Origin of the sequence: Wohlfahrtiimonas populi, assembly GCF_002006795.1 — a bacterium.
In the GTDB taxonomy this organism is placed as follows: domain Bacteria; phylum Pseudomonadota; class Gammaproteobacteria; order Cardiobacteriales; family Wohlfahrtiimonadaceae; genus Wohlfahrtiimonas; species Wohlfahrtiimonas populi.
Map to the genome: position 1 here is coordinate 81,712 of NZ_MVDN01000009.1, position 25,438 is coordinate 107,149.

Consider the following 25,438-nt stretch of genomic DNA (forward strand, 5'->3'; position numbering starts at 1 on the left):
TCTCTACTCTTAGAACTTAATTTCTGCTGTTAAACCGATAGAACGCTGGCGCTGTTTGATTGCTTCTCTTCTTTCATTTGCAGGGATGAATGTTGGGCGCTCTGAATTGAATACGTTATCTGCATAGAATGAAACACGCGCAGATTCAATGCCCGCCATTTCGAATGTATAGCCTGCATATAAATTCACTTGTGTGTAAGAAGAGATTTTGCCGTTATTATCGTTTGTGTAGTTGGAATAGTATTTATCTGTCCAATGCACATTACCGCCCATATCCCAATTATTGTGCTTGTAATGTGTGCCTAAGTTAGCAGTAAATTTAGGTGCTCGGCTTAATTCACGACCTTCAACACCACTGTTTGGATATTTTTTAATATCAGTTTTGAGGTAACTTAAGCCGCCATTAATCGTCCAATCTTGTGTTGCTTGGTAATTGGCAGAGATTTCAGCACCGTATGTATCCACTTTATCCGCATTACGAATCACAACTGAATTGGCACTTAAATAATATGGCAACTGCATATCTGTATATTGGTTATAGAATAAGTTTGTGAAGATTTCTAACTTATTATCCAACGTGCGAATGCGGTTATATAACTCATAGTTCCAAACTTGTTCAGATTCATATTCATATGCCACAAATGGCACATCAAATGTAATGCCCGCACCGCCAGGATTATAACCTTTACTTACTTTAAAACCTGTTGTGAAGTTTTCTGTGGGCTTCCAAGCAATATCTACTTTTGGTAAGAATACAGTTTCTGACTTATCAACACCCACAGTAATTAATGAACTTCCGCCATGGCGTTTATGATTTTCCTTTTCAACTCGGCCTGCAATGGTAATATCCCAAGTTTTAACAGGTGAATAAGTGACTTCTGCATAAGCTGCTTGCGTTCTTGTTTTATCTTTAAAATCATTGGATTTGCCAAATAACTTCACAGATTCATCCTGTTCACCTGAAAAGAAGAATAATCCCACTAAACCACGAATGGATTGATCACCATTATTGAAACGCATGATTGGTTCAATTTGCCACTCTTTACCATCCACAGTTGCAGGAATACCTTGAACATGGGCGGCACCAATTCTGTTATTTTTATATTTGGTATAAATCACTTTGTTGGAAAAGCCGATATAATCATTAGCTTGCCAATCCATATCCCAAATACCTGCAGAAGATGTTGTTTTAAACATCGGGCGCTCAGGTGTATAACGCGGTGCACCAGGATTTGTGGATGCTTCATTTTGTGGTGTACGAGATTTAATATTATTGAATGTTAAACGTGTGAAAAACTCTGGGAAATTAGATGGCGTATACAATAATTTTGCGCGTGTTGTCGTAGTTTGAATATCACGTGGGCTACCAACAGGCTCATAATCAATCAACTTCACATAGCTTTGGCGCATTTGGCGATCATAACTCACACGGAATGCCAATTCATCAGAAATGATTGGCCCAGAGATCACAGCTGAACCTTGGCGACTTTTTTGGTTACCTGCCAATAATTTTGCACCACCTTCCCAATCAAAGCTTGGGTCTTTGGATGTCATCACAATTGCACCCGCAATTGCATTACGGCCTTGTGAAAAACTTTGCGGGCCTTTAAATACTTCTATTTGCTCCATATCCCATAAGGATTGAGTAGCAAAAGCAAATTCATTATAAGTAGCTGATCTACCATCAGTCACCATATTTAAACGTGGGCGAGAACCTGCTAAAAATGCAACTGCGCCTTGTGCTGGACCTGAGCCATCCACACCACGAATAGCTGGCAAATCATTACCAACGCTACCAACATCCACCACGTTCAAAGTTTGTTTCAATAAATCTTTCACAGATTGAATATTGCCATCTGCTTGCATTTGGCTCACACCAAAAACTTCAGCACTTGCTGACGTTTCAAAATGAGATCGCCCTGCCTTCTCACCCACAACAATCACAGCGCCTAAATCTGTGATTTTATCTTTTGGGGTAATTTCTTCTGATGATTCATCTGCAAATGCTTGACCTGAAACTAAGACAGCCATCATTGCGATGACTATTTTTTGATGTTTGAACATGGAAAGATTCCTTTTAGTTAACAAATATTGCCTGATATTACAATTTTTGTAATACTATCACCATTTAATAACAATGCAAATGATTATTAATATCAAATAGAAATTATTTGAATTTAGGTTATATGGTTAATTTCGGTTAACATATGCCGATCAATGCAGATGGAAAGGTTATGAATCTAGACAATCAAACACGACAAACGATCATTCAAGCAAGTGAAAATCTGTTCAGCCAACATGGTTGGCAGCGTATTTCTATTGGGGATATTTGCGCTGAAGCTAAAATCAGCCGTGTCAGTTTCTATCGTTATTTTAAAAATAAGATTGAACTATTAAAAGAGATCATTACTCTACAACAAGTTAAAGTCAAAACTCGCTATACAGAAATTTTACGTGATGCTACAAATATTGAAGAGCTCATTAATGCAATTTTTAGTTACCAAGAAGAAGCTTTGAACCAATTTTTTACAGCACCTGTTTTAAAAGATTTTGACAACAATAAGAATCAAGAACTCCATGATTTCTTTACTAAAGAGCGCCAAAATAAATACATCTTCATGAACCATTTTTTTGAAGAATTACAGCGTAAAAAGATCATTGATGCTAATTATCCTGTGCCTTTAATTCATAATTATTTACGCATCATGGATGAGTTAATGTTCAGTGAACATGTACAAGCCATGTATTGTGGGGAGAAAAAAGAACTCCGCAAAGATATTCTCAAGCTGATTATGTTTGGTTTATCGGGCCCAAGCTTACATCAAGCTGAATAGACAATAAAAAAAGCTGAGCAAATGCTCAGCTTTTTTATTTACCTATACCTTATTATTAAAACAAAGTTTGAATACTAATGCGGCCTTTTTCAAGTGGCTTTAAAGGTGGGCGTTCTTCTTCTTCACAAATGACTTCTCCTGTAATACTTGTGGTACAAACGGCACCAGTCGAACCATCAACAGTTGTATGTGTACTATTATCTTTGCCCGTTAACTCTTCTAAAGTATCTTGAATAATTTTTTCTAACTGACTAACATCCGTCGTTGTATTACTGGTTGGTGACTCAGTAATTGAATCTCCCGTTGGTACACCTAAAGCATCATTAGTCTTTCCCTTATTACCGCTCAGTGTTCCTCCTCTAGCACCAGTAGCAACATCAAAGGCTAAAGTCTTACCAAATGCTAAATCAGCTAGGCACGGGTCATACAAACCATTATCGTCATAAGGCAAGTTTCGTTCAGAAACCCCCCATGTTGCAAATACTGCTGCTTGATTTCTACTATCATACTTTGGTGCTTGTACTAATCGCTCACCCGATTTAGTGCCATCTGCTATCAATCTCATGTACCAACCATCCAATCTTTTAGCACCGTCTTGATTCACTTTATCTACAGGTGTTGTGATATCTAAGTCATGCGTTGCAGTTGTACTATAATCAATATTAGCACCTTGTTTATAGTTCACTTTTCCTTCTTTTAAGTTATTTACTGATAGCAAAGGCAAAATGCCATAACCTTCCTTCAAATTAGCCACTGTTGCTGTTGATTGTGAATTGGTTAAATTTCTATCAGTAATACCATAAACAGAATGCTCAACTGCTGCATTATCACCGCGATCACGTTCACGATTATTCGCAACACCTGTGCCAAAATAAATGCCAAATAATCCTGTCTTATCATTTTTAATTACTAAAGGTTTAGCAGTAATTGCTGATTGATACTGTTTCGATGCATGTTGAGGTGCTTGGAAAAGATGTGTAACTTGAGTTTTATCATCATCCATAAAATCACCTTTAAAATCAATACGGTATAATGATCCTAAGTAATCTCCCACATAGATACGCTCTAACACTTGCCCTTTATCATCTGGGGAATTACGTACAGAAGCCGCGATTGCCATTGCAGAGATACCAGGAAGATCAATGGAATGTAATTTTTCACCCGTATAAGCATCTATAAAATAGAGCTTGGACTGATCTGCCATACCATTGCCAAATACAGCAACAATCTGCCCTTGATCTTCACCATTTTTATTAATAATACGATTAAAAAATTCAAAATCAGAAAATGTATAGCCTAAATTATATCCAGATGCAGGGTCTGCACCATCTATTTCAAACAATGGTGTCACTTGACTCATAATAGCCTGATTAGTATTGGTCGTTCCTTTTTTTGATACAGACCAATCTTTTACACTTTGTTCAGATGCTCCAAAAAGTCTGTAACCCACGATGCCTTGACCGCCAGTTCCCATACTCGTTAAGCCGACTGTTGCATAAATATTACCAATACCGGGCTGATATACCTTACCATCAGCAATACGTGTTTTTCCTTCTAATACCAATGATGCATTAGTATCTGGCTTTGTGATTTCCGGTAAATTTTTTACTAATAGCTGTGGAAAATATGCGGTATCTCTTTCTCCACCTTTATGAGTACCTGTCAAACCACGTTCTGCATTAATAAAGTTAATGAAACCATCATTATCAGCAATGACTACATAGTTTTTAGGCTGAAATTTTGCTTTATACAATAAATAATTAACCAGCTCTCCCATCAATTTTTTTGACATCATTTTTGGTAGCACATTAATATGCAAAACATCTTTATTTACCAACTGAATATCTGAATTTGTGATACTTCCCATGGGGTTCAATCTACCACGTAAACCGCCATTTGCAGCATTTTTATAGTCAGTTAACCAACGAATATAGTCGTTATCATACGTAACATTTGGGTTTTGTTTTTTCAATATCTTAGTAAATTGTGTTTTTGTAGCATTACTATTCAGCTCATTAATTTCTAAACCATTTTTTGTTGTGTTTAAAAATGTGACATATTTACCTTGATTAGGTTTAATGGTCTGATTCGTATCCCAAATAATAACTGTGCTCGTTTTTTTCTTACCATCTGGTAATACTTCATCAGTTTTATAAGGCACTACAGCACGTAAGCTACCAAATTTTTGTCTAAAATTATAAATAGTATCGTAACGAATCGCCCCCACTTTAGATAAGTCTACTTTGCCATTTTTAATAGGCGGCACGCCATCTAACACATCAGCATAGGTTTTATCATTTTTTGCAAATGAACTACTTGTACTACGAATAATGGATGCAAAGATAGTATCAAAAGCTGTAAGCAAATCTTCTGCTGAACCATTAGATCCTTGTGCAACCCCCAAATTCATCCCTTTACTAGGTACCGTTAATTGGAGATAAATAGGATCCTTGATTGGCTGATATAAACTCACACTATGTACTATTAAGTTCATTGGAATGGATAATAAATCTTTCCAATTTCTCCCTGCATCGTCTAATAACTTATCCTGCCACTGCCCGTTTTTAAAAATCAATTTTTGTGCGTCACGTAAATCAACTGCGGCCATCCTTTCGCCTAACTTAATTTTTTGTGCTGTACTATTAAAATTTATAGATAATCGCTGATTAACCCCATTATATTCACGTGTTCCATTACCACTGATATGAGTGGTTATAAAATCTTTTTCATCATCTTTTGCGATACCCCTTGCAACATATTCATTTGCTGCCCCATCTGTCATTAATATGATATGGCTTTGCTGGCAACGATAACGCAATGGAGTTGACAATTGTTCAGATGGATAATATGTAACTCTATTTTCACTAGCCGTACTGCTATTAGAGCCAAATTTATTAACTGGCAATCCTCTAAATAATTTAAAAGCTTCATACATACCAGAATAAACAGGTGTCATTCCTGGTGACTTGAGTATTTGCTTGGAAATAGGTGAAATTATACTATTTGTAAAAGTAGCATCATCCATGCCAACAAATTCTGAAGGAGGCAACGCAATTAAGCCTTGTCCATCTGTTCTTTGATCTAAAAAACTGACACCTAAATAAGCTCTATCTCTATATTTATAAAACAGGTTTTCAAAAGTATATTTCAATGCTTCAGATCTCTTAATCTTATTTCGTCTGTCTGCAGACCAAATATCTCTGGTACCCATTGATCCTGAATCATCTAAAACCATATGAATATTTGGCTTTGCTTGTGGTGTATTAAAAATAGGCTCATTGGTTGGTTTAAGGTTTTGACCATAAGCTTGAGATAGCAAGATATAGCTAACCACAGCTGCAATGCTGCCAATTTTATAAAAAGCTTCGTTATTCTTCATTATTTGCCTCTTATTTTAAGTTCAAATCGATAAATTAAATACTTAAACTTACATAAATTATCTTTTTATTACAAAATATCAATAAAATCATATACATATATGCACATATAATATATTTTTATTATTCTTTCTATGATTTAATATTTAAAAAATACAGCCCTGATCAAGATAAGCATAGGCATGCTTATCTTATTTTTAAAAAACATTCTTACTATAAGACATTGATTTAATGATCTTTATAATTTTATTCTTCTATCTTAACTTAACAATCAATAACAAATGTAATAATTGCTATTTATTGATCAATAGCAATTATGATAAAAATTCTAACTATTGCGAACAATGATTCAATAAAGCCTCAATGCTCTGATATTCAATGCCTGAATGCTCAGTTAAACCAATCTGACATGTACGGCTCATAGAAACACCATGATCACATGAATTTGGAATATTCTTCTTCAATAAACGTAAACCATTAGTATTCAATTCAGGTAATAACATCCCTTTATTCCCTGCATAACCACAGCATGCAATATTCGTAAAGCTCAAATCATCCGTACAAGCCTCTGCCAATTTTGTTAAAGCAGGCGCTGCTTTCATTTTGGTTGCAGAGCATGGAATATGCAAAGATAAATGTTCACGCTTATTCACGATGGTTAATTCTGGCAAAACTTTTTCAGCCAAGAAAGTCGCCGCATCATAAAGCTTAATTCGGCTATCCAATAAACCCTGATCCTGTGCTTCAAAGAGCTTTAAAGCACATGGTGCATTATCAATATAAACGGGGTATTCGCCATTTTGGCTTGCTTGCAATAAAGCATCATTCACGCGATTCACAGACTTTACATTCGCCAACAATTCCTTTGTGGATTCAAAAGGCTGACCGCAACATAAGCTTGTATAATTTTCAGGGAAAATGGCCTTAAAACCTGATTTCTTGAATAACGATAAAGTATGGTCAGCAACTGATACATGATCTGTCGTACCTTCTGCAAATGTACGATTCACACAAGAAACAAAATAAACCACGGATTGCTTTGCATCATCATTCATCAATTGAGTGATGGGCTTCACAGATTTCGGCAAAGATGCAGGTAAAATCGGAATGCCTTTGAATATTGAATGCATTTTTTGAGAAATTTTTGCACTGTTTTGACTACCAATTGCATGAGAAACATTGATCATGCCTCTTGCCACTTTGCTCAAACCACTAATGTGGGATTGTGCAAAGTTAGCGATATCCGGCTGGCGATTGGCAACTTTCAATGCTTTCATCATTTCGCCTGTATTAATTCCAATTGGGCAACGGGTTGCGCACATACCTGTTGTTGCACAAGTTTCAATGCCCATATAAGGATAAACTCGCTGAATGGATGCCAGTAACTCAGGGTTTTCACCTGTACGTACTAATTCTTGATGCTGGCGCCACAATACAATGCGCTGGCGCGGTGTTAAGGATAATCCATCCGATGGGCACGCAGGTTCACATAAACCACATTCAATACATTGATCAATGATTGCGTCAGCTTCTGGCATTGCTTTAAGGTTTTTCAAATGCAACGTTGGATCATCTGTGATGATCACATCAGGGTTAAAAATCCCTTTCGGATCAAAAATAGATTTAATGGCACGCATGATACCATAAGCATCTTCACCCCATTCTACTTTCACAAAAGGTGCAATATTTCTACCTGTACCATGTTCCGCTTTCAATGAACCATTAAATTCGACAGCAACAATTTGTGCCAATTCATCCATAAAGCAATCATATTTTTTAACCTCTTCTTCATTGTCCAATTTTGGCGTGAGAATAAAGTGCAGATTCCCTTCCAAAGCATGCCCCATGATCATACCTTCTTCATAGTTATGCTTTTTCAGTAAGTCTGTTAAAACTCGTACACCTTCTGCTAAGCGCTCAATCGGCACTGCTACATCTTCCGTGATCACATTACTGCCTTGCGGGCGACTGCCACCAATGATGGGCAATAAACCTTTACGCACACTCCAATAGAAATCCGTCACCACTGTATCTTTCGAGAATGAACTGTGCTCTGTTGCATGGTGCTCTTTCACCAAATTATTGATGAACTCAATTTGCTGATCGAGTAATAGATCATTTTCTGCTTTGGTTTCTATCAATAAGCAACCTGAATCATCAGGAATATCTGCATAGAAGAAATTAGGCAGATTCTTAGTAATGTGAGCACCCACACAACGAATGCTAAGTGCATCCAACAGTTCCACAGAATCTACTGTTGCGCGTTGGCGAAGTGATGTCACAGCATTACAGCAATTATCCAAATCATCAAAATAGATCAAAGCTGATGCTTTATGCTGATGATCCACCACTGTTTTATACGTAATTTCGCTGATGAATGCCAATGTACCTTCTGCACCAATGATTAAATGCGTAAGCATATCAATGGGATCAGTGAAATTCACCAAAGCATTGATGCCATAACCCGTTGTATTTTTCAGGCGATATTTATAGCGAATTTTCGTTTCTAATTCAGGATTATCACGAATCATTTGTGCTAAATTTTGGATAGATTCCAAGAAGCTCGCATGAGATTGCCTAAAGTTAGCAATGCTTTGATCATCGCTGGTATCCAAAATTGTGCCATCTGCAAGGATCAAGCGCATCGTATCCATTGTGTGATAGCTATTATCTTTTGTACCACAGCACATGCCACTCGAGTTGTTCGATGCTATCCCGCCAATTCTTGCAGTGTTAATTGTGGCAGGATCTGGCCCAATTTTTCTGCCAAATGGTTTCAAAGCTAAGTTTGCATTAGAACCAATCACCATCGGGCGCAATTTAACTTTTGCACCATTCTCCAAAATTTTTGTATCAACAAAATCATCACCCAGTAAAATTAACACGGAATCGGAGGATGTTTGCCCTGATAATGATGTGCCGGATGCACGAAATGTCACAGGAATTCGATGATCATAAGCAGTTTTAATGATGCTTAAAACTTCAGATTCATTTTGAGCACGGACAACAATCTCAGGAATATAACGATAACAGCTGGCATCTGTTCCATATGCAAAGCGCACTGCCAGTTCTGTATATATCTGTTTTTCAGGCAATACTTGCTTTAAAGCATTCTCAAACAAACCATAATCGCCCCGATTAATTTTTACATCTCCCATGATTGTTTTAGCCCCCCAGCCATACAATTTGATTTTTCCTGATTATTTGCGCTACATTTACATCAATGAATTAAATTATCAACACTGATAATGTAAAGCAAACACTTTTATCGAATAGGATTCCAACTGGAGAAATCACATGATCATTTCAGCATCAACCGACTATAGAAAAGCCGCAGAAAAAACCTTACCGCCTTTTCTATTCCATTACATCGATGGCGGTGCGTATGCAGAACACACATTAAAGCGCAATGTCTCTGATTTATCAGAAATAGAGTTAAAGCAATTAGTCTTGCGTGATATGTCCAACATCAGCACCGAAACTCAATTATGGGACGATACATTATCCATGCCTGTTATATTAGCGCCAGTTGGTTTAACAGGCATGTACGCAAAGCGTGGTGAAGTACAAGCAGCCAAAGCAGCTGCTAAACGTGGCATTCCTTTTACAATGTCATCTGTTTCTATTTGCCCGATTGAAGAAGTCACACCACAAATTGATCGCCCTATGTGGTTTCAACTCTATGTATTAAAAGATCGTGGCTTTATGAAAAACGTTTTAGAGCGCGCAAAAGCCAATGGCGTGACAACATTAGTATTCACAGTAGATTTACCAACACCTGGCGCACGTTATCGTGATGCACATTCAGGTATGAGCGGACCTAATGCCAATCTTCGCCGTATGATCCAAGCATTCACACATCCAACTTGGGCTTGGAATGTTGGTGTGCAAGGTAAACCCCATGACTTAGGCAATATTTCTAAATATTTTGGCTCTCCCATTGGCTTAGAAGATTACATTGGCTGGTTAACGAAAAACTTTGATCAATCCATTAGCTGGAAAGACTTAGAATGGATTCGTGAATTTTGGGATGGACCTTTAATCATTAAAGGCATTTTAGATCCAGATGATGCACGTGATGCAGTAAAATTTGGTGCAGATGGCATTGTAGTTTCCAACCATGGCGGTAGACAATTAGATGGCGTATTATCTTCAGCGCGTGCATTGCCACCGATTGCGGATGCTGTGAAAGGCGATCTTAAAATCCTTGTGGATTCAGGCATTCGCACAGGCTTAGATGTTGTGCGTATGATTGCATTGGGTGCAGATAGCGTAATGATTGGCCGTGCTTACGCTTATGCATTGGCAGCAGGCGGACAAGATGCTGTAGAAAACCTATTAACACTCTTTGAAAAAGAGATGCGCGTTGCCATGACATTAACAGGTGCAAATTCTATCAAAGATATTACAAGTAAGATTTTAGTTTAATTCTGATACAGCCCACCATCAAAAAAGCCAACTCAGCAATTGAGTTGGCTCATATTTCTAAAAGAAGCTAGACATATCTATTTTTTAGTTTCTTTCTCTAAAACAACCTCTTTACCACGTAAAACATTCCAAAATACAGATCTAAACATCCATAAGTTGATCAAAGCTAAAGCTGGCAAAAGCGTGATCAAGAAATATACGATATAAAGCTCCGACATCTCTTTTGCATTAGCAAGTAAGCTATCTTTATCAAACTGCATGAATATAACGCTACATGCTGTTGCGATGATGAGTAAGAAAAATGCAATGAACCATAATCTTCTCACCTGTTCTTTTTTCATAAATACTGCAGTTAAGATGTACACAACAACTGCGATTGCTACGACTATTAATACCATCTTTCAACTCCTAGTGAATTCTTTAATATGAATTCTAGCAAGATAAATCCATTAACGGTATAGATTATGAAGATTTTCTATTCTTCGTTCTTACTTGAACAAGCATATAATTCTAAGTGCTTAATACCATAATGAAATGCAACTAATCATGAGTATCATTTAAGCAGCCCAAATTTTTCTGAAACTATACGCAAATCTTGTATTTGTTTTTCAATCAGCACTTTCAACTCTTCACCTGTCACTGAAAATGGCAAAAAATCATATTCTGTTAGTAAAACCTGAAATTCTTGAGAGATCAATAACTCATTAAACTTCTCTTTCCACCAATTGTACTCATCTTCGGTAACATTTGGCCCCATATAAAAACCATGGATGATTGGCCAAACTACATCATAGCCTTGTTCTTTGGCAGTAGGAATATTACTGAGCCGTCCTTCCACTCTTTTATCTGCCAAAACAGCTAAAATACGAATATCTCCACTATCTAAATATGGTGTTGTTTCCGTAACACCTGAACTCATCACATCAATATCACCTTTATACAAGCTGGCAATGATTTCACCACCACCATCCAAAGGAACATAAGATATGTCTTGCATATTTAATCCAGCAGCTTTACTCAATAAGGCAATTTTTAACCAATCTTGACTACCAATCCCACCATTGCCACCCAAAACTACAGACTTAGGATCTTCTTGAAGCATAGCCACCAAATCATCTAAATCTCTAATATTAGAATCCGTTTTGACAGAGATAACACCATATCCTAGAGCAACTGCTGACAACCATTTAACACTGTTCTCATTATACGTACCAAATTTTCCTTCAGCGATATTCAGCAAAGAGCCTGAGGAAAAGGCGATAATAGTATTTACATCACTATTTCTCTCCGTAATGATATGTTGATAGGCATCTGCACCAATAGAACCAGGCATATAAACGATACGAATTGGGCGCATCACGACCACAGAATCCTTAAAGCCTTGTTGAATTAATTTGCATGTTAGATCAAACGCTCCTCCCATCTTGGATGGAACAATACATTCTGGCTGTCTTGCTTCCCCAAAACTTGCTGTTAATAATGATGAGACAACAACTAAAATCGCCCCAATAATCTTGTAAAGAATATTTTTCTCCATAAACCCTCCTCAAGGTTTGTCTTACCCTTATACGCCTATACAAGAATCTCCTCTAATCATCATTTTTTATAACAAAATCCTTAGCAACCCAATGAAAATAAATAATAACTCATTGTTATTATAACATAAAACAAAAACCCTGCTTTCGCAGGGTTTCCAATAGATCTCAAAAAAATTATATCGCGCTTAATCGTTTAGATTTTTGTAAGTTAAAGATTGCCATACCAGCCACCACAATCATCCCTGCAATATCTGTATATAATTCTGGAATGATTAACATCAAAGCGCCTGCTGCTAGAATTAAACGCTCAATCACATTCATGCGTGATTTAAAGTAACCTTCCACAGCCGCACCCAAGCTAATTACACCCACAATCGATGTCACAGCGATCATAATCATAGATAGAATTGGTGGTGCTGGGAATTCAGTGACATTCATGCTTGTTAAACCTGTTGTGTCGATGTAGAGCATCGCAGGATTATAAACAAACATAAATGGCACGATGAATCCTGCTAAAGCGAGCTTCAGTGATTGCCAACCCGTTTTCATCGGGTCACCACCCGCAATACCTGCACCTGCAAAAGATGCCAATGCAACTGGTGGTGTGATATTAGCGAACAACCCAAAATAAAATACGAATAAATGCGCAACCAATACTGGTACACCTAAACCAGCAATTGCTGGCGCTGCCATTGTTGCTGTGATGATATATGCAGGAATGGATGGTAAGCCCATGCCCAACACCATAGAAGCTAACATCGTTAAGAACAATGTTAAAAACAATGAATCTTTACCGATGCTAGTGATCATGGAGATCATGACGCTCGCAAAGCCAGTTAAGCTCACCGTACCAATAATAATACCCACAACCGCACATGCTGCCATCACTGGTAATGATTGCTTCGCACCAGAAATCAACGCATCCACAATGTCTTTAAAGCTCATTCGTGTTTCTTTTTTGAATTGGCTCACGATCACACTGATGATGATTGTATAAAATGCTGCAAAGTTAATGGGCACAGATTCGGATAAGAAATAGACTAAAGCAAAAATTGGAATCAATAAATGCCCACGTGCTAACAATACTTCTTTCACTTTCGGCAAATCAGCTTTTGGAATACCTTTTAAGTCATCCTTCCCTGCTCTGAAGTGAACTTGTGCAATTACACCCAAATAATAAAGCAATGCTGGGAAAAATGCAGCTAATGCGATCGTACTATATTTAACGCCCGTTGTTTCCGCCATGATGAATGCACTTGCACCCATGATTGGCGGTAAAATTTGCCCACCAACTGAAGCACTTGCTTCAACTGCACCTGCAAAGTTGGCATTGTAACCCACGCGTTTCATCATCGGGATTGTGAATACACCTGTGCCCACAACGTTACCTACAGCTGAGCCATTGATACTGCCCATAAAGCCACTAGAAATTACCGCAACTTTTGCTGGCCCACCTTGTTTATGGCCTGCCAATGCTAATGCTAAATCATTGAACAATTGCCCCATGCCTGATTTAGCTAAAAATGCGCCAAATAGAATGAATAAGAAAATGAATGATACAGAAGCACCAATTGCCGTTGAATAGATCCCTTCCATTTTGAGATACATCTGCCCAAAAATATCACCCAAATCATAAGGGCGCGTTAATAAGCGATCCGGCATGAAGTCATAATGACTGATGAATGGATAGATCAAAAATGTCAGCGCCAAAATTGGTAGAATCCAGCCCATCACACGGCGCGCGCCATCGATGACCAAAATCACCGTCATAATACCGAATGCAATATCTAATTTATTAGGAATACCACCACGAGTATTCATAATCCCATCGTATTCAATCCAAAGATAACCAAAGGATGCAAAGGCACAGCACATTAAAAACCAATCATAAAATGGCACTTTTGTGCGATTTTGTGAAGGATAAGCTGGGTAAATTAAGAAGATCAATGCCAAACCAATTGCCACGTGTGCAGCACGATACAACAATTGTGGAATGGGATAATAAGTGGTGACTAAATGATACAGCGAATAAAACAGTGCTAATCCCGCAATGAATAATTGAATATTGCGATTGGAAGGATTACGAACCAGAGATTCTCGATCAAATTTCTCGAGGATTTTCTGCCCTTCATTAATTTGAGGCTGTGAACTTGTCATAACAAGTGTCCTTTAAAAATATCCAAATAGAATGCTTGTGTGTAGATATCGTGATTTCAGAATAATCATCAAGGTATTGATGAATGGGAATGTCTCCATTAATAGTATTGAATGAGGATTCCACATTGCGCGAGATGATCCAATTAATTTGTGGCATGTTTAAATTAGGATTTGACTCAACAAAACCGTCTTGAGTTTTCAAGGGTTCGTTATAAGGTGTGCCTGCACCAAATGTTTTGAATTGTGATCGAAATAATCGAAGATGATCATCTTCTGCCTGATAAGTTTCCCGCCACATTTCTCGCTCAACAGAATGAATCCACTGCAATGTCAAAACATCTTCTCTGAAATCACATGAAAACCGTTCAGTTTTCAAATTTATAATTGTGAACCATGGATACAATGAAGCACCTAGTAACAGCATCATCACTGTTACTAGGATCATAAACTTACTGTTGATTTTGCTCATCGTAATACTTCTGAGCACCTGGATGAACTGGCGCAACCATACCTTTTTGAGCTTGTTCTAAAGAAACATCTTTCACAGCTTGGTGAGAATTTTGTAAACGATCCAAGTTTTCGAAGAATGTTTTTGTTAATTTATAAACATCATCATCACTCAATTTACTATTCACAACTAAAGCATTCATGATTACCGCTGTTGGGATTGCTTCTGCATTACCATAAGTATTGGTAGGAATTTCCATCGCCATAAAATATGGCTTATCTTGTGCGATTGTTGCGATATTTTCTGGGCTGATTGTTACTAATTGAAGGTCAAAACCTTGTGCCAATTCCATCAATGATGCATTTGGCAAACCACTTGTTAAGAATGCCGCATCAATACGGCCAGCACGAAGTGCATCCGCGGCTTCTGCATAACCTAAATAATCCACTTTCAAATCATCATAAGTAATACCATGACCATTCAATAACGAACGCGCATTCACTTCTACGCCTGAGTTTTGATCACCTACAGCAACACGCTTACCTTTCAAATCTTCGATTGTTTTAATGCCAGATTTTTGTGATGTTACGATCTGCACAAAGTTTGGATACAACACTGCAATTTGCTTCACAGAATCAATTTTCTTTTGGAATGGCGCTTCGCCATTGATCGCTTGGTTTAAAGCATCACTCATGACAAATGCCATTTCTGCTTTACCTTGGTCAATCAAGTTAATGTTTTCAACGGATGCACCTGTTGTTTGTGTTTTAGAGTTGGCTTTATATTTCTCTGAGTAGATCTCGCCCATTGTAGTCGCAATGATGTTATATGGGCCAGATGCACCACCAGTTGCGATTGTTACAAAGCGTGAATCTAGTTTATCTTCTGCTGTTGCTTTAGGTGCTTCTTTTGGCGCTTCAGTTGTTGCCTTTGGTGCATCATTAGATGCTGTTGCTGCTGGTTTTTCAGCTTCTTGTGAGCAAGCTGCCAATAATAATGTTAATAATGTACCTGCGATAATTTTCTTACGGCTATTCATACTCAAAATCCTCCCAAAAATATTGTAGTAATGCTATTTGATAGCTTTTTTTGAGAGCATCGTCAATGAAAATAAGATGAAAAATATTAATAATGATATATATTTTATGCAATATGTTGTTATTAAAGAGATTGTAAACTACATAATATTTTCATAGTAGACACAAAAATGCCCAATCTTTCATTGGGCATTATGTTGATCAGAAATCTCAACTGAAATTATAAATCGTGATACAACGCGATAGTTTTTTCGATATGATTTTTCATCAAAGTCACACCAAGATCAGCATCTTTAGCCACCAATGCATTATAAATTTCTCTATGCACATCAATAAAATGATCCACATTATCTAATTTACGAATGTTCGTACGTGTTTCATTCAAAGTTTCAAAGAAACGTTCAAAAATAATCATGACCATTTCCACCATCATATTATTATGGCTCGCCTTAACCAAAGCTAAGTGGAAACGTAAATCTTCTTTCGCTGCCGTTTTGCCTAATTTCACGCGTGCTTCTAATGCTAATAATGCCTCTTCAATATCTTGTAGGTCTTGTTTAGTCGCACGCTTTGTTGCCAATACAAATGCACGAGTTTCTAATCCTTCACGGATTTCCAAAAGATCAATAATGTCCTCAGGATGAATATTGAGAATTCGACTACGCAAGCGGCCTAAGATCAAATCTTTATCACTTCGTGTTAAAGTCAGTGCGCCGCCCATGCCATCTAAGAAAATATTTTCAGCTTTCAGAATATCAACTGCATGCAAAACTTCAGCTTCTGTGTAGTTTAATCGTCGTGCGATATCAGGGATAGAAGGCAGTGTTTCTCCTGGTAAAAAGCCACCAGACTCAATAGATTCCATGAAATATACAATCACTTCTTCATGTGGAATGCGTTTAATGGGTGATAGTTTCATAATACTCCTCCTACTGCGTTGATATTATTTTGTATTCTGTATCAAACTTTTTGTAGCCGTAAATTCATACTATCACTAATTTTGAGAATATCTCAATAGCTACGTCAAATGAATTTTATTAGTCATTATCTGAGCGATTGACTCCTATTCTGGATTATCAGACAATAACCGTCCACCAAGACTGTTTCACTTTAAAGAATATAATTATGNAGCCACCAGACTCAATAGATTCCATGAAATATACAATCACTTCTTCATGTGGAATGCGTTTAATGGGTGATAGTTTCATAATACTCCTCCTACTGCGTTGATATTATTTTGTATTCTGTATCAAACTTTTTGTAGCCGTAAATTCATACTATCACTAATTTTGAGAATATCTCAATAGCTACGTCAAATGAATTTTATTAGTCATTATCTGAGCGATTGACTCCTATTCTGGATTATCAGACAATAACCGTCCACCAAGACTGTTTCACTTTAAAGAATATAATTATGAATCTACTCATCGCTTATGGATTGCTTGCCATCGCCATTATTACAGAAGTTTTAGGTACAGCATTTTTAGTCAAATCCAATGGTTTCACTAAACTTGTACCCACAACAATCACTGTGATCTGTTACGTGCTATCTTTCTATTTATTAGCACAAGTGACTAAAACTTTGCCCATCGGGATTGCTTATGCAATTTGGGGCGGTGTTGGCATTGCCTTAACAGCATTGATTGGGCTGATAGCTTTCAAGCAAACCCTCGATATTCCTGCTATCATCGGCATATTGTTGATCGTCAGCGGCGTTGTCGTCATGAACGTATTTTCCAATTCTGTCACCCACTAAAGAACTATGACAAAACATTCAAATAATACTAAAGATACACTTTTAAAAAGTGCGATCGAAATCTTACTCAAAGCAGGCATTCAAGGTTTTACATTACAAGCTGTGGCTGAAAATGCGCAAGTTTCTAAAGGCGGATTGCTTCATTATTTTCCCAATAAACGGGCATTAATATTGGGCATCTACCAAGATATCATCGAGCGCTTTGAAGCTAAACTGAATCAACTCATCCAAGAGGATGAAATTGATTATGGTAGCTTCACCCGAGCATATTTGAAAACTATTTTGCTTGATACTAAAACTGGCATGCACTCGCAATTAGCAACGCTATACATTGCGCTCAGCAATGATCCGGAGCTCAGTATTCTATGGAAAAAATGGTTCGATGCTCAGCAAGAGAAGCATGCTAAAACCGATAATAATGACCAGTTACACATTATCCGCTTAGCTGCCGATGGCATTTGGTTCAACCATAATTTGGGCTCTCAACCGAAACTTGAAAATTCAGTGCTCATTGAACGGATGATTCAACAAACATATCCATTCGCTCAAAACTAACAGCTACCTGAACAGAGCCAGTTTTGATTAGAGAAATCATAAACCAATGAATCTACTGACATTCCTGGCTCTGGAAATTCCAAACTCGCCAAGTTCTGTCCTTCTCGTTGATAAATGAATTGTGGCACATTCATTTGGACTTTTTCATAATCTTCACTGATGTCCACTACATGTGGAAACTGCCCATTTTTCTTTTTATAATCATTCACAACAACAATGAACTGATCCACTTGTTGTTGAATATAAAAAGAGATTAATTTTGTGGGAATGAGCGCAGCAACAAAGATCACAACTGCATAAATTAGATTCTGCTTGTGATGTTTTAAGCGCTGTTGATATTTCGTGCCGAGCAACAAGATAATCATAAAAATCTGCCAAGCACCATAAACAAGCAAAACAACCACGCAAGCTGTATTCAATAGCCAATCACCATACGACATAAATGGCAACAGGAACAAGATCAGCGCAATGGTTGTCACGACAAGGCGATCAATTCTAGATGGCATAGTATTCACCTACAATATAACTATTTGATAAAAACAATAATATTAATAAGCATAGTAGAACTATAACAAAATAGATGAATAAAACAACTCACAAAAAAAAGCATGTCACAATGCTTTTTTTAAGATTTGAATGATTTATTTAGCTTTCACACGATGAACAATATCGATGTACTGTTTTTTATTAGTAGCCGTTGGATAAATTCGATAAGTATATTCATCAGGTTTCACCGTAATATTTTCTACATTACGCGTGAATAAGATATGCCCACCATCATCTTTAGCAACAATTGTTCTCACCATACCATCTGGGCTAAAGCTCCAATCACCTGCTAATTTTTGTTGACCTTCTGGCGTAAACATTACGAATGTGCCATCTTTCTTATATTCAGCTAAACCATAGAAATTTGTCACACGTTTATCTTTCGTAGCAACGTTACGACCTTTATTATCGATAGAATCTGTCGTTACCCATACTTTATCCACCATGACTTTTTCGTAATCATTCAATTTATTTGTGGATGCACACGCTGTTAAAAAAATTGCAGTTGCTGAGATTGCTAATGCTTTCTTTAATCCAATCATTTTATATTCCTTANNTGCAGTTGCTGAGATTGCTAATGCTTTCTTTAATCCAATCATTTTATATTCCTTATATTATTTTTATGTTACTACACCATAGTTAAATCGTTTCAAGATTTGTTTCAATGAATTAAGTTATTTTTAAACTCATCATTCTATGTATATTTACCTTAAATTATAAAATTGGCAACCCATTTAAAATATGATTAATAGTATTTCAACTTAATGGCTCAATTGATTACATGCTTCCTGATGTCCTAATTGGCATGATTGTTTGACTAATTGTTGAGCTCGTACTTTATCTTGTGCAACACCCAATCCACGTTGATATACAAATGATAAGTAATACAACGCGATTTTATCTCTCACATATTTAGGTGATTGCAATATTTCTATAGCATGATCATAATTTTTAGGAAAATCTTGGTTAAATAAATATAAATAAGCCAAGGTAATATTAGCCCTAGACCCTTCATGACTATCTGCAATTTGATACATCATAATCGCCTGATCAAAGTCTTTTTCTACCCCTAGTCCTTGTCGTAACAATTCAGCCAATTTGAAATAAGCATAACTATCACCTTGATCAGCAGCTTTGCTATACCACTGATATGCTGATGAATACTGATCTTCAGCACTTTTACCTAAGCGTGCATAATAATCACCCATCAATGAATAATAATCTATAGAGTTTTGTTCTTCGACTGGAATATTTTTAATTAATTGTTGAGCTTCTAATAAGTTTGAATTGTTTTCATCCTGTAATAATAGCTTGGCTAAAGGTAAACTAGCATCCGCATAACCTTGTGCTAAAGATTTTTCTAACCATGTACGTGCCAATTGTGGATTTCTTTCGACACCTCGACCATCTCTATATGCTCGACCTAAATTATATTGTGCAACTTCATCTCCTAATTCAGCAGCCTTTTTGTATAACTCTACTGCATACGTTATATCTTGTGGCACACCATCGCCTTTCATATATAAATTAGCTAAGTTATTCATGGCAACAATATTATTTTTCTGAACTAATAATTTATACCATTTGGCTGCTTCAGCCATATTTTTCTCAATGCCATTTTTTCCAAAAAAATATACTTCTGCGACTTTTATTTGTGCATTAGCATTGCCATTTTGTGCTGCTTTTTCATACCATAATAATGCCGTATAAAAATCCTTGTTTGCACCGTATGTTCCTTCTTCAAACATCTTGGCAACTCGCATTTGTGCACCAACATCGCCAGCTTCCGCAGCTTGTACGCTATTCATAAATTCAGCTCTTACTAATGCTACAGGATCATCTTTTTGATAAAACTTTGTATAGTAAACAAACCCACCTAATATTAATAAAACTGCCACAATCGCTAACTGTTTCATTTATTAACCTTATTAATTCTAAATATTTACATGATTTTGATGCCATGCATTCTATCAATTTATTTTTATAATAAACAAACTATTATTTAAATTTATTTATTTACAAATAAACCCCAGTATTTTGGGGTTATTTTATTATTAGCGATTAATCAATCCTTATGATTCCTCAGGCTCATAAACATCAAACTTAATAATTGCTGTAAAACCTTGCCCATCTTCCACGATTTCAATCTGATCGATGTAAGTATCTTTACTGCGAATCACAAGCTCAATGCCTTCTGCGATGCTCGCCTTTTGCATCGTATTTTTGGATTGTTCACGGAATTGATGACTTGGCACGCTGATCTCACGATCAATTGCAAAGCCTGCCTTATTTTGCACCGCATTAAACACACGATTGATCTCTTGCTCTTCCACATAAGGTTTCGAGAAGTTTTCTAGATCTTTAAAACGAATATCATCATGCTCTTCTAAATGGCTTTCTAAGCTTTTATTAAACTCCAAGCGCTGTTCTGGCGTTGCAATGCGCTTATTCAAACCACGCAAAATATCATTGCTTGCCTTGAGTTCTGCATGCTCCGTTTGCTTTGGCTTTAAACTCAAGAAATCATCATGCCAATATTTTGTGCGTCTTTTTTGGCTATCAATCGCTAACACAGATTCATCACTCGCAAAAATCAATGCCCCCTTTTGAATATCTCTTAAAGAAATGCCTTCCTTTTCGATGAACTCCAAAGTGCCGTTATTATCATAAATATCGAGATAATCATCTTTCGATTCCACTTTAAATAGCCCAAGCGCCTTGGTTTCTTTAGAGTTCATAAAGATGTTATCAAACAAGATAATAATAAAATCGCCACCCATGATATTTGGGTGATTCGTCATGCTATGCAGATGCCCTGCAATTTTAATTGATGCATCATGAAAATCTGCATCCGCTGTGAAAATCTCTTTCGCATAGCCTGCAATGACATCCGTTAAATCGCCTGCTTTAAATTCATAAGCATCTTCAAGCTCTGATAATGGCAATAAATAATGCTCTAATAATAGCGTTTCTAGCGATGCGCTTGGCTTCACACTCGCTTCTGAAAATACGCACGCTTCCTCGCGCCCAATATTCCCAACTTGATGAATGATGATTTTTTCTATTGTTGCTGAACTGATGTTTAACATTTTGTTTTCCGACTAACTTAAAAAGATTTTGAGCGTATTCAAAATTCAGGACTATTTATAAATAATCTCCTCCCCTAACTTCTATAAAGAAGTTAGGTATCACAAACCATTAAAATATTTTTTACACATCTAAATTAGTAGGTAAATTATTAAGCGAATTTTTAAAGCTAGTAATATTACTAACTTTGTTAAGCTGAAAGCATTTCTGAATTTCACTTAAGGAATTTTGAATTAGTATATTATGTGTTTTTTTCTCTAATTCTCTTGCCAATACATGAGTTCTAGTAGTTGTTTTTTTATGATGTAAATCACCAATAAACTCATGATCATCAAATAATTTACAGAATATTACAATTTCTGCATCAGTAAACTTTTCTATTATCATTTCATAATATGGAAGTGCATTTTCATCCACACCTTCTCTATAACCTAAACCATTTCCAATAAAACAAATAGATATAATTTTGACTAAATCAAATCTAGCTCCTTTTGGTATCGCTATCTGTTCTAAAGTTTTGTAAATTAATTGAGCATGAATAGCCTCATTATAAAAATTGTTACCTCCATAATGTGATGCCCGCAACTTTTGTAATTGGGAAATCAGCTCTTGAGATATGCTATCTTCATCTTTAAAATTATTACCATTAACAATAGAAAGGAATTTTTGTACTTGTTCTTTCTTTTCAATTTCTCCATTCACTCTATAATACCCATATTTTGCACCAATACGGTATTTAGTAACATCAGAAGCAGCTATCCATACTTTCGGTATTAACCCTTCTATGTTCTTTAAAGCAACTGCATTTTGAGTTAATGAAGTATATTGTCCAAAAATATTATTGAGGAAGTCATCTATACGCTCTTGGGGAAGTTTTACAAGCTCATCACAAATAGCTTCATAATCTAAAGCAGGTATATCAGATTGTCTAATATTTTCAAGCAATCGTTTTACCTGTACGACCGAAGATTCAAATTCAGCACATATAGCATTTTTCAGACAATGCTCTAAAAAACTTAAAATATCTAAGCCACTCAATTCTGTTGAATTGGGGTGCGCTGCTGACCCATGATTTCTAAAATAATTAACATTGGTTAATCTACGATGGCTCTCATTATTTAATAGCCCCATACGTCGACAAACTTCTAATAAATCATAATCACTAACACCTGATAAATCTTCTTCAGAATTTAATTTTTTATAATTATTATTTATGCTAACAGCAATACTATAAAAATAATTTATATCAAATTTAGCTATTTTTTGTCTTAAAACTACAATTGTTTCATTCCATAAATACGATAGTGCACCATCAAAAAGTCCAACAGCAACACACACAACAAATTTAGACATATAAATGGCTTTTTGTTTTTCATCTATTCCTAGTATTGAGATTGTTGACTCAAAAAGCTGTATAACTTTTGTCCTTTCATCAATAGGAGCCAATATATCGTCTGTTGGCAAATTATTGTATTGCAAAAAATTAGCTAAAGGCTCATGAATTGATTGAATGCTGGTTTCAATAGTCCCTGTATTAGTAGGCAATGGAATTAAAGAGTTACTCATTTATAAAAATCCTATTTAATAATTAAATAAAGTTATACATTTCTATGTAATAAAAATTTATTTCTTCAAGCCACCCAAAGCCGCAGCAAATGGATTATTGCTTGGGGCTTCTTTCACGTGTTTCTGATTAAAGCCCGCTTTGCGATCATTGCCTTTTGGTGCGTTGTTTCTCACTTGGTTAATATCATCCGATAAGCGCATTGTGAGCTGGATTCGATTGCGTGGCACATCCACTTCGATCACTTTAACTTTCACAATGTCACCAACTTTCACAACTTCATGCGGGTCTTTCACAAAGCGATCCGCCAACGCGCTGATGTGCACTAAACCATCCTGATGCACACCAATATCCACAAACGCACCAAAGTTCGCAACATTTGTAATCACGCCTTCGAGCATCATGCCTTCTTTCAAATCTTTGATAGTTTCAATGCCATCTTTAAATGTTGCAGTTTTAAATTCAGGACGAGGATCGCGCCCAGGTTTTTCAAGCTCTTTAATGATGTCCAACACAGTTGGTAAACCAAATTGCTCACAAGTATAATCGCTCGCTTTTAAGCTTTTGAGGAAGCTTGTATTACCAATCACTTGATCCATCGTCGTGTTGTTTTTCTCTAAGATACGCTCAACCACAGGATAAGCTTCAGGATGCACAGATGAACGATCCAATGGGTTATCACCAAAAATACGCAAGAAACCTGCCGCTTGTTCAAAGGTTTTATCACCCAAACGTGGCACTTTCTTCAATGCTTTACGGTTACTGAAAGCACCATTTTCATCACGATAAGCCACGATATTCTGTGCAATTGTTGCGTTTAAGCCTGAAATGTACGTCAGCAATGCTGATGACGCTGTATTTACATCCACGCCCACAGCATTCACACAATCCTCAACCACAGCAGTTAAGCTCTTATTCAATTGCGCTTGGTTCACATCGTGCTGATATTGGCCAACACCGATGGATTTAGGGTCAATCTTCACTAATTCCGCCAAAGGATCTTGCAAACGGCGTGCAATGGAAACCGCACCACGGAGCGCGACATCCATATCAGGGAATTCTTTAGCAGCGAGTTCAGAAGCTGAATAAACTGAAGCGCCCGCTTCGCTCACCACAATTTTCTTTAAGTTCGGAATGCGCTCGCACAATTCCTGCGCCAATTTGTCCGTTTCGCGCGAAGCTGTACCATTACCGATCGAAACCAATGTAAAATCATGCTTTTTACACAAAGCCTCTAAGATCGCCAACGCTTGATTCCATTGATTTTGCGGTGCATGTGGGTAAATCACAGCGGTATCGAGCACTTTACCAGTCGCATCCACACAAGCCACTTTACAACCTGTACGTTGCCCTGGATCTAAGCCCAAAATTGCTTTACTACCCGCTGGCGCCATCAATAGTAGATCTTTTAAATTTTTAGCAAATACTTTAATCGCTTCATCATCAGCTTCATCACGCATCTGCCCCAATTGTTCGAGTGCCAATGATAAGAATAATTTAGAGCGCCAACATAAACGAATCGTATCACTCATCCATTTATGCATATCTTTTAAGCCAAAATATTCTGCCATCATCACTTGTGGGATTTCTAAAGCGTTATCAGGCAAGATCAAATCCACATTCAATAAATCTTCTTTTTTACCACGCAATAATGCCAAAGCACGGTGTGATGGAATTGTTTTAATAGGCTCGCGGAATTCAAAATAATCTGAAAACTTAATCGCCGCTGTTTTCTTAGCTTCATCCACAGAAGCCACAATCACGCCTTCATCCCATACGAATTGGCGCAATTTACCCACTAAATCGGCTTGTTCAGACATATGCTCAATCAAGATAAAGCGTGCGCCATCTAGCACTGCTTTTTCATCTTCAAAGCCTGCCTCTTTATTAATGAATTGCCCTGCTAATGTTTCGGGATCAATGTTTGGGGATTCTGTCAAAATCGTCATGGCCAAAGGCTCAATGCCAGCCTCACGCGCGATTTGTGCTTTCGTTCTGCGCTTTGGCTTATAAGGGAGATAAATATCTTCCAACTCTGTTTTCGTTAATGTATTGAGTATTTTATTTTCTAAAACTGGCGTTAATTTATCTTGTGAACGAATGGATTCTAA

Annotated in this window: 19 protein-coding genes; 4 read left to right on the forward strand and 15 right to left on the reverse strand. The window is 36.9% G+C overall.

What is annotated here, in order from left to right; genetic code table 11:
* Nucleotides 1-9 precede the first annotated feature (9 nt).
* On the reverse strand, nt 10-2,064 hold the full coding sequence (locus tag BZK16_RS10490) for a TonB-dependent receptor (protein ID WP_077928840.1): 2,055 nt from the start codon (nt 2,062-2,064) through the stop codon (nt 10-12).
* 170 nt (nt 2,065-2,234) lie between these two features.
* Here BZK16_RS10490 and BZK16_RS10495 point away from each other — a divergent pair, with 170 nt between their 5' ends.
* The gene (locus BZK16_RS10495; RefSeq protein WP_158076848.1) at nt 2,235-2,834 is read left to right on the forward strand and encodes a TetR/AcrR family transcriptional regulator; all 600 of its coding nucleotides are present in this window, start codon (nt 2,235-2,237) and stop codon (nt 2,832-2,834) included.
* Nucleotides 2,835-2,889: 55 nt separating this feature from the next.
* Here the strand turns inward: BZK16_RS10495 and BZK16_RS10500 are convergent, their stop codons facing one another.
* Nucleotides 2,890-6,213 carry a pilus assembly protein gene (locus tag BZK16_RS10500; RefSeq protein WP_077928842.1) on the reverse strand — a complete coding sequence of 1,108 codons (3,324 nt, stop codon included), beginning with the start codon at nt 6,211-6,213 and terminating at the stop codon, nt 2,890-2,892.
* A gap of 330 nt (nt 6,214-6,543) precedes the next feature.
* A complete protein-coding gene (locus BZK16_RS10505) occupies nt 6,544-9,369 on the reverse strand; it encodes an FAD-binding and (Fe-S)-binding domain-containing protein (protein ID WP_077928863.1) in 2,826 nt (941 codons plus the stop codon).
* A 139-nt stretch (nt 9,370-9,508) separates the two neighbouring features.
* Here BZK16_RS10505 and lldD point away from each other — a divergent pair, with 139 nt between their 5' ends.
* Nucleotides 9,509-10,639, forward strand: a complete 1,131-nt coding sequence (gene lldD, locus BZK16_RS10510; RefSeq protein ID WP_077928843.1) for an FMN-dependent L-lactate dehydrogenase LldD — start codon at nt 9,509-9,511, stop codon at nt 10,637-10,639.
* A 77-nt stretch (nt 10,640-10,716) separates the two neighbouring features.
* On the opposite strand, the gene BZK16_RS10515 is transcribed toward lldD, so the two are convergent.
* From BZK16_RS10515 to BZK16_RS10540, 6 genes are all read right to left on the reverse strand, one after another.
* On the reverse strand, nt 10,717-11,037 hold the full coding sequence (locus BZK16_RS10515; RefSeq protein ID WP_077928844.1) for a hypothetical protein: 321 nt from the start codon (nt 11,035-11,037) through the stop codon (nt 10,717-10,719).
* A 155-nt stretch (nt 11,038-11,192) separates the two neighbouring features.
* Nucleotides 11,193-12,176: a Bug family tripartite tricarboxylate transporter substrate binding protein gene (locus tag BZK16_RS10520; RefSeq protein WP_077928845.1), complete on the reverse strand. Its 984-nt coding sequence runs from the start codon at nt 12,174-12,176 to the stop codon at nt 11,193-11,195.
* Between the two features lie 175 nt (nt 12,177-12,351).
* The gene (locus BZK16_RS10525; protein WP_077928846.1) at nt 12,352-14,334 is read right to left on the reverse strand and encodes a TRAP transporter permease; all 1,983 of its coding nucleotides are present in this window, start codon (nt 14,332-14,334) and stop codon (nt 12,352-12,354) included.
* Entirely contained in the window at nt 14,309-14,803 is a 495-nt protein-coding gene (locus BZK16_RS10530) for a DUF1850 domain-containing protein (protein WP_077928847.1), read from the reverse strand. Before BZK16_RS10530 ends, BZK16_RS10525 begins: the two co-directional genes overlap by 26 nt.
* Nucleotides 14,784-15,821, reverse strand: a complete 1,038-nt coding sequence (locus BZK16_RS10535) for a TAXI family TRAP transporter solute-binding subunit (protein WP_077928848.1) — start codon at nt 15,819-15,821, stop codon at nt 14,784-14,786. The genes BZK16_RS10530 and BZK16_RS10535 overlap by 20 nt, the downstream gene beginning before the upstream one ends.
* 218 nt (nt 15,822-16,039) lie before the next feature.
* Nucleotides 16,040-16,738: a FadR/GntR family transcriptional regulator gene (locus BZK16_RS10540; RefSeq protein ID WP_077928849.1), complete on the reverse strand. Its 699-nt coding sequence runs from the start codon at nt 16,736-16,738 to the stop codon at nt 16,040-16,042.
* Nucleotides 16,739-17,233: 495 nt separating this feature from the next.
* Between BZK16_RS10540 and BZK16_RS10545 the strand changes: the two genes are divergently transcribed.
* Together BZK16_RS10545 and BZK16_RS10550 are read left to right on the forward strand one after the other, a co-directional pair.
* Complete coding sequence (locus BZK16_RS10545) at nt 17,234-17,575, forward strand: DMT family transporter (protein ID WP_077928850.1); 342 nt, start codon at nt 17,234-17,236, stop codon at nt 17,573-17,575.
* Between the two features lie 6 nt (nt 17,576-17,581).
* Complete coding sequence (locus BZK16_RS10550) at nt 17,582-18,130, forward strand: TetR/AcrR family transcriptional regulator (protein WP_077928851.1); 549 nt, start codon at nt 17,582-17,584, stop codon at nt 18,128-18,130.
* Here BZK16_RS10550 and BZK16_RS10555 read toward each other — a convergent pair.
* The 6 genes from BZK16_RS10555 to BZK16_RS10580 all read right to left on the reverse strand — a co-directional run.
* Nucleotides 18,127-18,636, reverse strand: coding sequence for a hypothetical protein (locus tag BZK16_RS10555; protein WP_077928852.1), 510 nt, complete (start codon nt 18,634-18,636; stop codon nt 18,127-18,129). The two genes, BZK16_RS10550 and BZK16_RS10555, sit on opposite strands and share 4 nt — an antisense overlap.
* A 135-nt stretch (nt 18,637-18,771) precedes the next feature.
* A complete protein-coding gene (locus tag BZK16_RS10560; RefSeq protein WP_233145277.1) occupies nt 18,772-19,275 on the reverse strand; it encodes a DUF4822 domain-containing protein in 504 nt (167 codons plus the stop codon).
* A 162-nt stretch (nt 19,276-19,437) separates the two neighbouring features.
* Nucleotides 19,438-20,592: a tetratricopeptide repeat protein gene (locus BZK16_RS10565; RefSeq protein WP_077928853.1), complete on the reverse strand. Its 1,155-nt coding sequence runs from the start codon at nt 20,590-20,592 to the stop codon at nt 19,438-19,440.
* Between the two features lie 156 nt (nt 20,593-20,748).
* Nucleotides 20,749-21,765 carry a nucleoid-associated protein gene (locus BZK16_RS10570; RefSeq protein WP_077928854.1) on the reverse strand — a complete coding sequence of 339 codons (1,017 nt, stop codon included), beginning with the start codon at nt 21,763-21,765 and terminating at the stop codon, nt 20,749-20,751.
* Nucleotides 21,766-21,886: 121 nt separating this feature from the next.
* Complete coding sequence (locus tag BZK16_RS10575) at nt 21,887-23,329, reverse strand: hypothetical protein (RefSeq protein WP_077928855.1); 1,443 nt, start codon at nt 23,327-23,329, stop codon at nt 21,887-21,889.
* Between the two features lie 57 nt (nt 23,330-23,386).
* The coding region (locus BZK16_RS10580) for a Tex family protein (RefSeq protein ID WP_077928856.1) at nt 23,387-25,438 on the reverse strand (2,052 nt) is incomplete at its 5' end.

What these genes read in the sequence shown, in the direction of transcription:
- BZK16_RS10525 (WP_077928846.1), bottom strand. Translation starts at nt 14,334, where the DNA reads ATGACAAGTTCACAGCCTCAAATTAATGAAGGGCAGAAAATCCTCGAG.
- BZK16_RS10545 (WP_077928850.1), top strand. Translation starts at nt 17,234, where the DNA reads ATGAATCTACTCATCGCTTATGGATTGCTTGCCATCGCCATTATTACA.
- BZK16_RS10535 (WP_077928848.1), bottom strand. Translation starts at nt 15,821, where the DNA reads ATGAATAGCCGTAAGAAAATTATCGCAGGTACATTATTAACATTATTA.
- BZK16_RS10575 (WP_077928855.1), bottom strand. Translation starts at nt 23,329, where the DNA reads ATGAGTAACTCTTTAATTCCATTGCCTACTAATACAGGGACTATTGAA.
- BZK16_RS10495 (WP_158076848.1), top strand. Translation starts at nt 2,235, where the DNA reads ATGAATCTAGACAATCAAACACGACAAACGATCATTCAAGCAAGTGAA.
- BZK16_RS10490 (WP_077928840.1), bottom strand. Translation starts at nt 2,064, where the DNA reads ATGTTCAAACATCAAAAAATAGTCATCGCAATGATGGCTGTCTTAGTT.
- lldD (WP_077928843.1), top strand. Translation starts at nt 9,509, where the DNA reads ATGATCATTTCAGCATCAACCGACTATAGAAAAGCCGCAGAAAAAACC.
- BZK16_RS10530 (WP_077928847.1), bottom strand. Translation starts at nt 14,803, where the DNA reads ATGAGCAAAATCAACAGTAAGTTTATGATCCTAGTAACAGTGATGATG.
- BZK16_RS10520 (WP_077928845.1), bottom strand. Translation starts at nt 12,176, where the DNA reads ATGGAGAAAAATATTCTTTACAAGATTATTGGGGCGATTTTAGTTGTT.
- BZK16_RS10555 (WP_077928852.1), bottom strand. Translation starts at nt 18,636, where the DNA reads ATGCCATCTAGAATTGATCGCCTTGTCGTGACAACCATTGCGCTGATC.
- BZK16_RS10540 (WP_077928849.1), bottom strand. Translation starts at nt 16,738, where the DNA reads ATGAAACTATCACCCATTAAACGCATTCCACATGAAGAAGTGATTGTA.
- BZK16_RS10505 (WP_077928863.1), bottom strand. Translation starts at nt 9,369, where the DNA reads ATGGGAGATGTAAAAATTAATCGGGGCGATTATGGTTTGTTTGAGAAT.
- BZK16_RS10565 (WP_077928853.1), bottom strand. Translation starts at nt 20,592, where the DNA reads ATGAAACAGTTAGCGATTGTGGCAGTTTTATTAATATTAGGTGGGTTT.
- BZK16_RS10570 (WP_077928854.1), bottom strand. Translation starts at nt 21,765, where the DNA reads ATGTTAAACATCAGTTCAGCAACAATAGAAAAAATCATCATTCATCAA.
- BZK16_RS10550 (WP_077928851.1), top strand. Translation starts at nt 17,582, where the DNA reads ATGACAAAACATTCAAATAATACTAAAGATACACTTTTAAAAAGTGCG.
- BZK16_RS10500 (WP_077928842.1), bottom strand. Translation starts at nt 6,213, where the DNA reads ATGAAGAATAACGAAGCTTTTTATAAAATTGGCAGCATTGCAGCTGTG.
- BZK16_RS10515 (WP_077928844.1), bottom strand. Translation starts at nt 11,037, where the DNA reads ATGGTATTAATAGTCGTAGCAATCGCAGTTGTTGTGTACATCTTAACT.